12 protein-coding genes are annotated in these 12,703 nt (G+C 60.9%); 6 read left to right on the forward strand and 6 right to left on the reverse strand.

Going from position 1 to position 12,703, the window contains the following annotated elements; all coding sequences use genetic code 11:
* The first annotated feature begins 36 nt into the window (after positions 1–36).
* From ACIQY3_RS12710 to ACIQY3_RS12730, 5 genes are all read left to right on the forward strand, one after another.
* On the forward strand, positions 37–1,797 hold the full coding sequence (locus tag ACIQY3_RS12710; RefSeq protein WP_403019767.1) for an ATP-binding protein: 1,761 nt from the start codon (positions 37–39) through the stop codon (positions 1,795–1,797).
* Positions 1,797–3,131, forward strand: coding sequence for a sigma-54-dependent transcriptional regulator (locus ACIQY3_RS12715; RefSeq protein WP_403019769.1), 1,335 nt, complete (start codon positions 1,797–1,799; stop codon positions 3,129–3,131). Before ACIQY3_RS12710 ends, ACIQY3_RS12715 begins: the two co-directional genes overlap by 1 nt.
* A 300-nt stretch (positions 3,132–3,431) precedes the next feature.
* A complete protein-coding gene (locus ACIQY3_RS12720) occupies positions 3,432–4,754 on the forward strand; it encodes an MFS transporter (RefSeq protein ID WP_054045084.1) in 1,323 nt (440 codons plus the stop codon).
* 440 nt (positions 4,755–5,194) lie between these two features.
* A complete protein-coding gene (locus ACIQY3_RS12725) occupies positions 5,195–5,428 on the forward strand; it encodes a hypothetical protein (RefSeq protein ID WP_403019772.1) in 234 nt (77 codons plus the stop codon).
* A 254-nt stretch (positions 5,429–5,682) separates the two neighbouring features.
* On the forward strand, positions 5,683–6,312 hold the full coding sequence (locus ACIQY3_RS12730) for a flavin reductase family protein (protein WP_403019774.1): 630 nt from the start codon (positions 5,683–5,685) through the stop codon (positions 6,310–6,312).
* Here the strand turns inward: ACIQY3_RS12730 and ACIQY3_RS12735 are convergent, their stop codons facing one another.
* Both ACIQY3_RS12735 and ACIQY3_RS12740 read right to left on the reverse strand, forming a co-directional pair.
* Positions 6,313–6,543, reverse strand: coding sequence for a hypothetical protein (locus ACIQY3_RS12735; protein WP_403019775.1), 231 nt, complete (start codon positions 6,541–6,543; stop codon positions 6,313–6,315).
* Positions 6,544–6,584: 41 nt separating this feature from the next.
* On the reverse strand, positions 6,585–6,938 hold the full coding sequence (locus ACIQY3_RS12740; protein ID WP_054045091.1) for a putative quinol monooxygenase: 354 nt from the start codon (positions 6,936–6,938) through the stop codon (positions 6,585–6,587).
* 335 nt (positions 6,939–7,273) lie between these two features.
* On the opposite strand from ACIQY3_RS12740, the gene ACIQY3_RS12745 reads away from it, so the two are divergent.
* Complete coding sequence (locus tag ACIQY3_RS12745) at positions 7,274–8,203, forward strand: AraC family transcriptional regulator (RefSeq protein ID WP_054045094.1); 930 nt, start codon at positions 7,274–7,276, stop codon at positions 8,201–8,203.
* A gap of 210 nt (positions 8,204–8,413) precedes the next feature.
* Here the strand turns inward: ACIQY3_RS12745 and ACIQY3_RS12750 are convergent, their stop codons facing one another.
* The 4 genes from ACIQY3_RS12750 to ACIQY3_RS12765 form a co-directional block, all read right to left on the reverse strand.
* Positions 8,414–9,469: an ABC transporter ATP-binding protein gene (locus ACIQY3_RS12750; RefSeq protein WP_403019776.1), complete on the reverse strand. Its 1,056-nt coding sequence runs from the start codon at positions 9,467–9,469 to the stop codon at positions 8,414–8,416.
* A 16-nt stretch (positions 9,470–9,485) separates the two neighbouring features.
* Positions 9,486–10,334 carry an ABC transporter permease gene (locus ACIQY3_RS12755; RefSeq protein ID WP_054045098.1) on the reverse strand — a complete coding sequence of 283 codons (849 nt, stop codon included), beginning with the start codon at positions 10,332–10,334 and terminating at the stop codon, positions 9,486–9,488.
* A complete protein-coding gene (locus tag ACIQY3_RS12760) occupies positions 10,331–11,242 on the reverse strand; it encodes an ABC transporter permease (RefSeq protein WP_403019777.1) in 912 nt (303 codons plus the stop codon). Before ACIQY3_RS12760 ends, ACIQY3_RS12755 begins: the two co-directional genes overlap by 4 nt.
* A gap of 195 nt (positions 11,243–11,437) precedes the next feature.
* Positions 11,438–12,541 carry an ABC transporter substrate-binding protein gene (locus ACIQY3_RS12765; protein ID WP_054045101.1) on the reverse strand — a complete coding sequence of 368 codons (1,104 nt, stop codon included), beginning with the start codon at positions 12,539–12,541 and terminating at the stop codon, positions 11,438–11,440.
* Positions 12,542–12,703: the final 162 nt, after the last annotated feature.

A 12,703-nucleotide genomic window follows, 5' to 3' on the forward strand; every position in this document is an offset into this window, starting at 1 on the left:
TGGTGCCCGCCCGACTTCCGACCTGTTTGCGCCCGCATGCTGCCGACTTCCCGTACCTTGCGTTTGTCGTTGTACACCCTGTTGATCCTTGCCGGCGCAGTTCTGGCGGCGGGTCTGGCCATGCGCCACGCCGAACGCCAGGCCCTGGAAGACGACGCCGCCCGCGCCAATCAACAACTGGCGCTGTACGCCAATTCCCTGCACACCCTGATCGACCGTTACCGCGCCCTGCCCGCCGTGCTGGCGCTGGACCCGGAATTGCGCTCGGCCCTCGACGGTGCGGTCAGTCCTGAACAGCAGGACTTGCTCAACCGCAAACTGGAAAAGATCAACGGTGCCGCGCAGTCCTCGACCCTGGAATTGCTCGACCACACCGGCCTGGCCGTGGCCGCCAGCAACTGGCGTTTGCCCAGCAGTTACGTCGGGCACAATTACGGCTTTCGCCCCTACTTCAGCCAGACCCGCACCCAGGGCACCGGGCGTTTTTATGCGGTGGGGGTCACCAGCGGGATTCCCGGTTATTTCCTGTCCAGCGCGGTGACCCGGGACAACGGCGAGTTCCTCGGCGCCATGGTGGTGAAACTTGAATTCCCGGAACTGGAGCGCGAGTGGAGCCAGGGCACCGACACCCTGCTGGTCAGTGATGCACGCGGGATTATCTTCATCGCCAATCAGCCGGGCTGGCGTTATCGGCAGTTGAAACCGCTGAGTGACAGCGACCACGCCGAACTCAAGGCCACCCGCCAATACGACAAGCAACCGCTGACGCCGCTGAAGTACCAATCGGTGCGGCGCTTCGACGACAACAGCGATCTGGCCCGGGTCGATGGCCCCGACGGCACGGCGGATTACCTGTGGGAATCCCTGCCGCTGCCCGCCGAAGGCTGGACCCTGCACCTGTTGCGGCGTCCGCAAATCGCTTTCGAAGACAGCCGCAACGCCGGCCTCGCCGCCGCCGGGTCGTGGCTGGCACTGGTGTTTCTGTTGTTGTTCCTCAACCAGCGCTGGCGCCTGGCGAAAATGCGCCAGCGCAGCCGCGAAGAACTCGAACAACTGGTGGAAGAACGCACCCGCGACCTGCGCACCGCCCAGGACGGTCTGGTGCAATCGGCCAAACTCGCGGCGCTCGGGCAGATGTCGGCGGCTCTGGCGCATGAAATCAACCAGCCGCTGACCGCGCAACGCATGCAACTTGCAACGCTACGCCTGCTGCTCGATCACGGCCGCATCGATGACGCCTACAAAGCGCTGAAACCGGTGGACGACATGCTGACGCGCATGGCGGCGCTGACCGGCCACCTGAAAACCTTCGCCCGCAAAAGCCCCAGCGGCCTGCGCGAACGCCTGGACCTGGCGGCAGTGGTCGATCAATCCTTGCAGTTGCTCGACGCACGCCTGCGGGACGAAAACGTCAGCACCGTGCTGCATCTGACGCGCCCGGCGTGGGTGCGTGGCGATGCGATCCGCCTGGAACAAGTGCTGATCAACCTGCTGCGCAACGCCCTCGACGCGGTGCACGACAAACCCTGCAAACGCCTCGAAATCCGCCTCGAAGCCGATGAGCAATTGTGGCGCCTGAGCGTTTCCGACAACGGCGGCGGTATTGCCGAAGAACACTTGCCGAACGTGTTTGATCCATTCTTCACCACCAAACCGGTGGGCGATGGTTTGGGCCTGGGGCTGGCGGTATCGTTTGCCATCGCCCACGAAGCGGGTGGACGCCTGTCGGCCGACAACCACGATAATGGCGCGGTGTTTACCCTGACCTTGCCGATCGATCTGGAGGTGCCTGTCTGATGCTGAATTCGGTGATCGTGGTCGACGACGAAAGCAGCATTCGCAGCGCCGTCGAACAGTGGCTGAGCCTGTCGGGTTTCGAGGTGCAGTTGTTCAGCCGCGCCGATGAATGCCTGGCGCAACTGCCGGCGCATTTCCCCGGGGTGATCCTCAGCGACGTGCGCATGCCCGGCATGACTGGCCTGGAGCTGTTGGCCGAAGTACAGCGCCGGGATCCCGACTTGCCGGTGATTTTGCTCACGGGTCACGGTGATGTGCCGATGGCCGTCGAAGCCATGCGCGACGGCGCCTACGACTTTCTGGAAAAACCCTTCAGTCCGGAAACCTTGCTTGGCAGCCTGCGTCGGGCGTTGGAAAAGCGCCGGTTGGTCCTGGAAAACCGGGCGCTGCATGTCCAAGCCGACAACCGCGCCAAACTCGACGCCACCCTGCTCGGCGTGTCCCGAGGCTTGCAGACGTTGCGTCGGCAAGTGCTGGATTTGGCGACGTTGCCGGTCAACGTGTTGATCCGTGGCGAAACCGGCAGCGGCAAAGAGTTGGTCGCCCGTTGCCTGCACGATTTCGGCCTGCGTGCGGACAAGCCGTTCGTGGCGTTGAACTGTGCGGCGATTCCCGAACAGTTGTTCGAGGCCGAGTTGTTCGGGCATGAGAGCGGCGCGTTCACCGGCGCGTCGGGCAAGCGCATTGGCAAGCTTGAGTACGCCGATGGCGGCACGCTGTTTCTCGATGAAATCGAAAGCATGCCCCTGGCCCAGCAGGTCAAGTTGTTGCGGGTGTTGCAGGAACAGAAGCTGGAACGGCTGGGGTCGAACCAGAGCATTCGCGTGGACTTGCGGATCATCGCCGCGACCAAACCGGATCTGCTCGACGAAGCCCGGGCCGGGCGCTTTCGTGAGGACTTGGCCTATCGCTTGAACGTCGCTGAGTTGCGCCTGCCACCGTTGCGCGAGCGGCGCGAAGACATTCCGTTGTTGTTCGAAACCTTTGCCCAGAACGCCGCCGAACGCCTGGGCCGGACCTTCCCGCCGTTGAGCGGCCCGCAACTGAGCCATCTGCTGAGTCATGACTGGCCAGGCAATGTGCGGGAACTGGCGAACGTGGCCGAGCGCCAGGTGTTGGGGCTGGGTGAGCCGGAACCGGTGGGGATTGATCCTGGCCAGTCGTTGGCGGCGCAGCAGGAAGCGTTTGAAGCCCATTGCCTGCGCGCGGCGTTGACGCGGCATAAGGGTGATGTGAAATCGGTGCTTGAAGAGCTGCAACTGCCGAGGCGCACGTTTAATGAAAAGCTGCAGCGGCATGGGCTGACTCGCGAGATGTTTTTGCAGGACAGCTGATTGTTGTAGTGACTGCACTGGCCCCTTCGCGAGCAAGCCCGCTCCCACAATGGATCGGCGTACACAGGCCAAATGTGGGAGCGGGCTTGCTCGCGAAGAGGCCGGAACAGACAAAGCAATTGCCTACTTGGATGAGCAATTATCCGCTCACCCGCCGCATGCAATAAGCGGATTTCCGCTCATTAAATGCCGCTACCCCCTCTAAACCGGCCCTCCTCCCCTTGGCACACCTCCTGCTATAGCCCCTGCAGGCTGCGTTAACTCGCGCTCCACAAAAACAATTAAACGAAGGATCCTTCAATGGATAACTCCAACGCCCTGCCCCTCGGGTCGGCCGTCGCGCCTGCCAAAGAAAGAACCACCGCCAGCCGGATCAAATCGATCTTCAGCGGCTCGGTCGGCAACATGGTCGAGTGGTACGACTGGTACGTCTACGCCGCGTTCTCCCTGTACTTCGCCAAATCGTTTTTCCCCGCCGGCTCCTCCACCGCGCAACTGATGAACACCGCCGCGATCTTCGCCGTGGGCTTCCTGATGCGTCCGATCGGTGGCTGGTTGATGGGTCTCTACGCCGACCGCGCCGGTCGTAAACGCGCGCTGATGGCCTCGGTGTACCTGATGTGCTTTGGCTCGCTGCTGATTGCCCTGAGCCCCAACTACGAAACCATCGGCATCGGCGCGCCGATCCTTCTAGTGTTCGCCCGCTTGCTGCAAGGTCTGTCGGTCGGTGGCGAGTACGGCACCTCGGCAACCTACCTCAGCGAGATGGCGACCAAGGAACGTCGCGGCTTCTACTCCAGCTTCCAGTACGTCACGCTGATCTCCGGTCAGCTCATCGCGTTGGCGGTGCTGATTGTGCTGCAACAGGTGCTGACCACCGAACAGCTGTATGCCTGGGGCTGGCGCATCCCGTTCGCCATCGGCGCGCTGTGTGCGGTCGTGGCGCTCTACCTGCGTCGTGGCATGGAAGAGACCGAGTCGTTCAACAAGGTCAAGAAAGAGAAGAAAGAAAGCGCCATGCGCACGTTGATGCGCCATCCCAAAGAGCTGATGACCGTGGTCGGCCTGACCATGGGCGGCACCCTGGCGTTCTACACCTACACCACCTACATGCAGAAATACCTGGTGAACACCGTCGGCATGAGCATCACCGACTCCACCAGCATTTCGGCGGCGACGCTGTTCCTGTTCATGTGCCTGCAACCGATCATCGGCGGCTTGTCGGATAAGGTCGGTCGCCGGCCGATCCTGATCGCCTTCGGCGTGCTCGGTACGCTGTTCACCGTGCCGATCCTGACCACCCTGCACACGATCCAGACCTGGTGGGGCGCGTTCTTCCTGATCATGGCGGCGCTGATCATCGTCAGCGGCTACACCTCGATCAACGCGGTGGTCAAAGCCGAACTGTTCCCGACCGAAATCCGTGCACTGGGCGTTGGCTTGCCATATGCGCTGACCGTGTCGATCTTCGGCGGCACCGCCGAATACATCGCGCTGTGGTTCAAGAGCATTGGCATGGAAACCGGTTACTACTGGTATGTCACCGCGTGCATTGCCGTGTCGTTGCTGGTGTACGTGACCATGAAAGACACCCGCAAGCATTCGCGGATTGAGACAGACTGACCGCAAGATTTGTATTGGCTGTACTGGCCTCTTCGCGAGCAAGCCCGCTCCCACATTTGAACGGTTTACGCCGATCCACTGTGGGAGCGGGCTTGCTCGCGAAGGCCGCACCTCGGTCTCAAACCAGTCCCTCCCCCCGCTAAATCCCCTCCAGCAAAAATCTTTCGCCACCCGGCGCATCCATCTCCCCGTGCCACCCGTATATCCATTGCAGCCCCCAAAACCACCAACGCCTGGGGACATGAAAAAACTGTTATCCGGGATTAATCACCGGTTAATGCTCGAAACACATCCTGACCCTGTCTGATCGATTAACCGCGATTCGCCCGCTCAAGCCCTGAAAGCGCGAACATTTGGCGGCCTTAACATCTAATTAATCGATGCTTTTTAGCTTGAAGTTGTAGTTTTAAATCAACTTTAACGAATTTGGAGTCATTATCATGAAAACCAAACTGTTCCTCGCCCTGGCCCTGACCGTACTGGCAGCCAACACCTATGCTGCGGATGGTTCCGACAAAACCGGCACGGCGGACTTCATCTCCGGCGCCACGGCTGCCGTCGAGCACACCCACTCGACCGCTGTCGCCTCGGATGGTTTTGACCACACCGGCACCGCTGGCGCGATCGCTTCTGACGGCTTTGATAAAACCGGCACCGCGGGTGCTATCGGTTAACACCTTGAGGGATTGAATAGCTCGGCTTCGGCCGGGCTTAGTCGTTTTTGGGGATTAAGAAAGTCTGAAGGCATGTGAAGAACCTGTGGGAGCGAGCCTGCTCGCGAAGACGGCAGCACATTCAACATCAATGCGACAGATAGACCGCTTTCGCGAGCAGGCTCGCTCCCACAGGGATCTTCGTCCGACTGGAAATTACCGGCGTGCCCTTGCACTATGACTGCCACCCGAACACCGCCCCAGGAACCCCAGACATGCCCGACGACATCCACTACTACGAACCCGCCAACGGCCACGGCCTGCCCCACGACCCGTTCAATGCCATCGTCGGCCCGCGTCCCATCGGCTGGATTTCCTCGCAAGACGCCAACGGCCACCTGAACCTGGCGCCCTACAGCTTCTTCAACGCGTTCAACTACATTCCGCCAATCATTGGGTTTTCCAGCGTCGGGCGCAAAGACAGTCTGAACAACATCGAGCAGACCGGTGAGTTCGCCTGGAACCTCGCAACCCGCCCCCTGGCCGAGCAGATGAACCAGAGCTGCGCCATGGTCCCGCCCGACACCAACGAATTCGAGCTGGCCGGGTTGACGCCCGCCGCGTCGAAAATCATTCAGGTGCCACGGGTCGCCGAAAGCCCGGTGTCCTTCGAATGCAAGGTCACGCAGATCATTCAGTTGCAGCGCGCGGATGGGGATGTGGTGCCGAGCTGGCTGATTCTCGGCGAAGTGGTCGCCGTGCATATCGCCAAGTGGCTGTTGAAGGATGGGGTGTACGACACCGCCGCGGCAGAACCGATTCTGCGCGGCGGCGGGCCGGCGGATTACTTTCAGCTGGGACCAGAGGCATTGTTCAAGATGTATCGCCCAGGGGCGAAAAAATAACTACCAGAGCAGGTCAGCGTCTTCTTTGACGTCTTTTAGGCGGGTCAGCTCTTTGGCGGCGGCCAGGTCGGCTTCGTTGGCCGTCTTGAAGACCTGATCTTCAAGCACTTTGTGAAAGCGTGGCGCGCCGGTGCCACCGATGGCTTTGACGGCGATCGCGGCGTGGTAACCACCCTCGCCCGGTACTACAGCGGAAACAGCTTCGAAATGATCAAAGGCTTTGCGTGCCATGTCGCACATCCTGGTTAATTGAGAATGCAGCCATTAAACCCTCAACCGACCAGTTTGTGCACCTGTGCTTTGGTCTGACCCAACGCCTGGGCCGCCGAGACGTCCTTGAAGGTGTGGAAATCCAGGCTGTTGACCACCAGGTCTTGCACCAGATCGGCGAAAACCTGCATGGCGGGGGTGCTGAAGTACGCGGTCATGGCCTGTTGATGGGTCCAGAAGCCGGACACCAGCCACAAGTCGGGATCGCATTGCGAGTGTTGCAGGGCAAAGCTCAGGCAGCCGCTGGCGGAACGGGATGGCTCGATCAGTGCGCTCAGGCGTGCACCGAGTTCCGCCGAACGCCCGGCGCGGGCACGAACGAAGGCCATATGGCTGACGGGAATCTGCGTAGACATGTTCAACCCTCCCAAGGAGTTGCGAGGCAGCCAGGGACGGGCTGCGACAGGATCCAAGGTTAGGCGGCGCGACGGGCTGGCCGTTAGTCGATTCCTGCCAGCTTGTTGCACAATCCTGCGAGGATGCCCGAATAGCTCTGAAACATCGGTTTACATATGTCTCAGCGATGACACAGCGATTTCAAGCAAGTTTTCCCCCGTCGATGCTGCTAGTGCAACGCCGCGAAACAACCCAGTGCAGAATCAGGCAAGCATCAGGCAGGATGTGTCTACCGCTCTCGATTGCACAAACTTAAGCTCTGCCCATCCACAACGCCTCAACGAGGAGTCCCCGCATGTCGTCGTTCGATCACTTTGAAGCCCCGCTGGACGCCGACATGGAGAAACAGCGCGAGGAACTGGCCGCGATCATCCGCCGCAACACGACGGAGGATGGCAATTATGCGACTGCCGTCGGCTCGCTGTTCATGTCGCGCTACAGCCAGACCCACCAGTTTTCTCCGGGACTGGCGCAACCGGCGCTGTGCATCATGGCTCAGGGGCGCAAGGAAGTTCGGCTGGTCGACGAGGTCTTCACCTACGACCCGCTCAATTACCTGGTGGTCTCGGTGTCGATGCCGGTCAGCGGGCGCGTGGTAACCATTACCTCCGAAGAGCCAATCCTCGCCGTACGCCTGGACATCGACCCGGCGGAAATCACCGCGCTGATCGCCGACGCCGGCCCCATGGGTGTGCCGACCCGCCCCACCGGGCGCGGCTTGTACGTTGAACGGCTGGACGCCGCGATGCTCGACGCGGTGCTGCGCCTGGCCCGTTTGCTCGACACCCCGAAAGACATCGCCATGCTCGCGCCGTTGATTCGCCGGGAGATTCTTTATCGCCTGCTGCGCAGCCAGCAGGGCCATCGCCTGTATGAAATCGCCATCGCCAATAGCCAGAGCCATCGCATCAGCCAGGCGATCAAATGGCTCAACGGCCACTATGAACAGCCGCTGCGCATCGATGATCTGGCGAAGGAAGTGAACCTGAGCGTGTCGACCCTGCATCACCGCTTCAAGGCGATGACGGCGATGAGTCCGTTGCAGTATCAGAAGCAACTGCGCTTGCAGGAAGCCCGGCGCTTGATGCTCGCCGAAGGGCTGGAAGCGTCGGCGGCGGGGTATCGGGTGGGGTATGAAAGTCCGTCGCAGTTCAGCCGGGAGTACAGCCGGTTGTTCGGGGCGCCACCGTTAAGGGATTTGGCGCGGTTGCGGTTGACGGTTTGAGTTTTGGGTTGGTATCAAGAGCCACCCCTCACCCCAACCCTCTCCCCAGAGGGGAGAGGGGGAAAGGGAGCAGATCTTCATGCTTTTCAAGACCTGAGTTCGACTCGACTTTTCAGGTCGATGTAGCTCCAAGAACAACTCGGTCAGCCCCCTCGCCCCTCTGGGGAGAGGGTTGGGGTGAGGGGTGGATCGAAAGGCAGAAACCCGATATCAGGCGCTCAGGACTCGGCAAGCCTCCGCCGGCAGCGTCACCGAAACCGGATTCCCGATACTCAACCCAAACCCCTGACAAGGCGTGCTCAACGCGGTAAACGACACCCCGGAACACTCCACCGTCGTCTCGATCGTCGCGCCGATGTCCCGCACAAATGTCACCTTGCCCAACAACCGATTCCCCGCCGTGGCCTGCGGATGCGACAGTTGCAGGTCTTCCGGGCGAATCAGCATCTTGATCTTCTCGCCGACCACAATGCTGCTGCAGATCGGCACTTCCAGCGCGTCGCCACCCGGCAATCCAACCTTGCCATTGCCCAACGCGGTGGCCGGGAAGATGTTGCCGGAACCGATAAAGTCCGCGACAAATTCATTGGCCGGGTGCCGGTAGATTTCAATCGGCGTGCCCACTTGCTGCACCTTGTGCTCACCCAACACGACGACGATATCCGCCATGGTCATGGCTTCACGCTGATCGTGGGTCACCATGATCGTGGTGATGTTCAGGCGCTGTTGCAGCTGACGGATTTCCACCTGCATCGATTCGCGCAACTTCGCATCCAGCGCCGAAAGAGGTTCGTCCAGCAGAAGGATTTTCGGCCGCGAGGCGATCGCCCGGGCAATCGCCACGCGCTGGCGCTGACCGCCGGAGAGTTTCGCCACCGGGCGATCAATCATTTCCTTCAGTTGAATCAGCTCCAGCAACTCCACCACCCGCGCCTGCTGATCGGCCTTGCTGACGCCGCGCAGCTTCAGCGGATAGGCGATGTTCTCCCCCACCGTCATGTGCGGGAACAGCGCCAGGGACTGGAACACCATGCCGAAGTTACGCAAGTGCGCCGGGGTGTGGCCGATGTCCTCGCCGTCCAGGCGAATCTCGCCGCCGGACAGGGTTTCCAGGCCGGCGATCATCCGCAGCAGCGTGGTTTTGCCGCAGCCCGACGGGCCGAGGAAACACACCAGTTTGCCCTCGGGCAAATGCAGGTTTACATCCTTTACCGCGCAGGCCGAGCCGTAATGTTTCTCGACGTTTTCCAGAATCAGACCAGACATAAATCACCTCAAGAAATCAGAACGAAACGCCACCTTCACCGACCAACTTTTCGAGCGCCCAAATCAGGACGAAGTCGATCAGCACGATCAGCACGGCAAACGAGAAAACGGTAGGGTCGAGGGATGACACGGTGCGGCTGTACATCCAGATCGGCACGGTCATGACGTCGATGGTGTAGAGGAAATAGGTCACGGTGAATTCGTTGAACGAGACGATGAACGCCAGCAGCATCCCCGCCAGAATCCCCGACTTCATCAGCGGCACCACCACATCGACAATCGCCCGGGTCGGCGAGGCGCCGAGCATTTGCGCGGCCTCTTCGACTTCGCTGCCGATGGAAAGCATCGCCGCCGTGCAGTTTTTCACCACAAACGGCAACGCCAGGATCACATGGGCAATCACCAGCCGCGACGTGGTGATCTGGAACGGCAGGCTGTCGAACACCAGCAACAACGCCAGGCCCAACACCACCATCGGGAACACTAGTGGCAACGACATCAATTGCAGGGCAACGGCTTTACCACGGAACTCACAACGGGTCAGCGCGTAAGCCGCCGGCACTGCGATGATCGTGGCGAAGACCATGGTCAGGCACGCCACCATCAGGCTGGTGGTCATGGCTTTGCCGAGGCTAAGCACATCGCTGGCGTCCGGCGAAACAAAGGTGTGCCAGGCCGCGCGATACCATTGCAGGCTATAGCTGCTAGGCGGGAAGTCGAGGTTCGACGCGCCGCTGAACGACATCACGATCATCGTCAGGATCGGCAACACCGCCAGCAGCAGGATGAAGCCTGAGAGGATGCCGGCGAACTTGCCGGTTTCGCCCGGCAGCAGGCCATAACGTTTCTTGGTCAACGTACTCATTGCGAAGCCTCCAGCATGCGCCGACGACGGCCCGTGATGTATTCGGACAAAGTCATGATCGCCAGCGTCGTGACAATCAGCACCACACCGGCAGCGGACGCGGCGGGCCAGTTCATCAGCGGGGCGATCTGGTCATGCACCATCACCGCCAGCATCGGCACGCGACGGCCACCGAGCAGCAACGGCACCACGAAGCTACTGGCGTTGTAGGCGAACACCAACGTCGCGCCGGTGATGATCCCCGGCAAACTCATCGGCAACACCACTTGGCGAAACACCTGGAAGCGACTGGCACCGAGGGTCGCGGCGGCTTCTTCATAGGTCCGCGCGACGCCGCGCATGGCGCTGGCAATCGGCAACACGGCCAATGGGAACGCGGTTTGCACCAGGCCCATCAATACGCCGTTCTGGTTGTACAGCAGCATGATCGGTCGCTTGATCAGGCCCAGGCCCAACAACGCCTGATTGAGCATCCCGGCCGGGCCGAGAATCACCAGCCAGCCGTAGCTTTGCAGCAGCAGGTTGACCAGCAACGGCAGCAACACCGCCGCGAGGAAAATCCGTCGCACGAAAGGCGAGGTCAGCCGCGACATGGTGTAGGCCACCGGGATCGCCAACAACACCGCGATCACCGCACTGAACAGCGCCAGGCGCAGGGTCAGCATCAGGGATTTGAGGTAGTAGGGTTCCAGTAACTGCGCGTAACTGGCCAGGCTGAACCCGGTCCACTCCGCGCCCTTGGTGCCGACGCTCATGCGCAGCACCAGCAGGCTCGCGGCAATCAGCACGCCGAGAAACAGCATCGACGGCGACAGGAAAAGCCAGGCGCGGGTGGTCGGCGACACACCCCGGCGCGAAGGCGCTGGCGCGGCGGCGACCGGATGAGTCAGATGTGGTTGGTGTTCCATAGCAAGGGTCTCGTCAATGGAAAGCAGCTGGCAAACACAGCCCTTGAATCCACCTCCATCTCCTTGTGGGAGCGGGCTTGCTCGCGAAAGCGGTGGGTCAGTCAATATCCATGGCGACTGACAGATTGCATTCGCGAGCAAGCCCGCTCCCACAGGGGATCTTCAGTGGATGAAGGACCTGCGTTCACCACTCGATCAGGAAGAAAAGATTTCCGTGTAACGACGAATCCATTGGTCATGCACGGTGGCCAGGAAGGCGTTGTCGTGCATGATCGCCTTGTCGGCAATCTGCTCTGGCGTAAGGATGAACGGGCTCTTGCGCGCTTCGGCGGAGATGATTGCCTTGGCGTTGACCGGGCCGTTGTAGATGTCTTCGGCCATCTTGCCCTGCACCAGCGGGTCCAGGGAGTGGTTGATGAAGGCGTAGGCCAGGTCGGTGTCGCCCGGACGATTCTTCGGCATTACCGAGAGCATCAGGTCGGTGTAGAAGCCTTCTTTCATGCCGAAGGTGGCGCCGAGGCCGTAGTTCGGGTCGCGGATCTGTTTCGGGAAAAACGCCGGGGCGTAGAGGCCACCCATGTCCAGGGAACCGGTGCGGAACAGCTCGGCAATCTGGTTCGGGTTTTCGCCCAACGTGACGACGCGATCTTTGAGCTCAGCGAGTTTCTTGAAGCCCGGTTCGATGTTGTGTTCGTCACCACCGGCCAGTTTGGCGGCGATGATGATCAGGTCCATCGCCTCGGTCCAGTTCGGCGGCGGCAGGAAGATGTTCGGTGCCAGTTCGGCATCCCACAGCGCGGCGTAGCTGGTTGGCGCTTCGGTCTGGGTGCGAGTGCTGTAGACCAGGCTGTTGCACCACAACAGGTAACCGATGCCGTGACCGTTGGCGCCGGTGCGGTATTTCTCCGGCACGTCCACCAGATTGGGGATGCGGTTGAGGTCGGGTTTTTCCAGCAGGTCGGCAGCGGCCAAACCTTCGGCGCCGACGCCCGCCAGGGTGATGATGTCGTACTGCGGACGATCACCGCCTGCCTTGAGTTTGGCGACCATTTCCGAGGTGCTGCCGGTGCGGTCAGCGATGACCTTGCAGCCGTACTTGGCTTCGAAAGTCGCCGCGATGTTACGCAGCGCCGCCAGCCCGGTGTCATCGGACCAGGTCAGCAAGCGCAGGGTCTTGCCCTGGAAGCGTGTGTCGCTGGCGTTGGCCTTGACGAAGGGCAAGCTCATGGCCGCCGCTGCCACCGAGGCCACACCCACGGTTTTGATGAATTGACGTCTGTTCAGATCATGCTCGCCCATTACGGACTCCCTTTGTTTTTGTAGGTATAAGGCAGGTCGAAACTGTTGCATCCGCGCGGCCGGATCAGCGTTATCCCTCGTATTTTCGGGGGCTTGGCAGAACCAGCGAGTTCATCCTGAGGTCGTGCAAAACACCTGACTATCGATAAAAACTCATCGAAG

Origin of the sequence: Pseudomonas sp. NPDC096950 (assembly GCF_044762525.1) — a bacterium.
In the GTDB taxonomy this organism is placed as follows: domain Bacteria; phylum Pseudomonadota; class Gammaproteobacteria; order Pseudomonadales; family Pseudomonadaceae; genus Aquipseudomonas.

Coding starts and splice junctions, on each gene's coding strand:
- ACIQY3_RS12710 (WP_403019767.1), top strand. CDS start 37: ATGCTGCCGACTTCCCGTACCTTGCGTTTGTCGTTGTACACCCTGTTG.
- ACIQY3_RS12715 (WP_403019769.1), top strand. CDS start 1,797: ATGCTGAATTCGGTGATCGTGGTCGACGACGAAAGCAGCATTCGCAGC.
- ACIQY3_RS12720 (WP_054045084.1), top strand. CDS start 3,432: ATGGATAACTCCAACGCCCTGCCCCTCGGGTCGGCCGTCGCGCCTGCC.
- ACIQY3_RS12725 (WP_403019772.1), top strand. CDS start 5,195: ATGAAAACCAAACTGTTCCTCGCCCTGGCCCTGACCGTACTGGCAGCC.
- ACIQY3_RS12730 (WP_403019774.1), top strand. CDS start 5,683: ATGCCCGACGACATCCACTACTACGAACCCGCCAACGGCCACGGCCTG.
- ACIQY3_RS12735 (WP_403019775.1), bottom strand. CDS start 6,543: ATGGCACGCAAAGCCTTTGATCATTTCGAAGCTGTTTCCGCTGTAGTA.
- ACIQY3_RS12740 (WP_054045091.1), bottom strand. CDS start 6,938: ATGTCTACGCAGATTCCCGTCAGCCATATGGCCTTCGTTCGTGCCCGC.
- ACIQY3_RS12745 (WP_054045094.1), top strand. CDS start 7,274: ATGTCGTCGTTCGATCACTTTGAAGCCCCGCTGGACGCCGACATGGAG.
- ACIQY3_RS12750 (WP_403019776.1), bottom strand. CDS start 9,469: ATGTCTGGTCTGATTCTGGAAAACGTCGAGAAACATTACGGCTCGGCC.
- ACIQY3_RS12755 (WP_054045098.1), bottom strand. CDS start 10,334: ATGAGTACGTTGACCAAGAAACGTTATGGCCTGCTGCCGGGCGAAACC.
- ACIQY3_RS12760 (WP_403019777.1), bottom strand. CDS start 11,242: ATGGAACACCAACCACATCTGACTCATCCGGTCGCCGCCGCGCCAGCG.
- ACIQY3_RS12765 (WP_054045101.1), bottom strand. CDS start 12,541: ATGGGCGAGCATGATCTGAACAGACGTCAATTCATCAAAACCGTGGGT.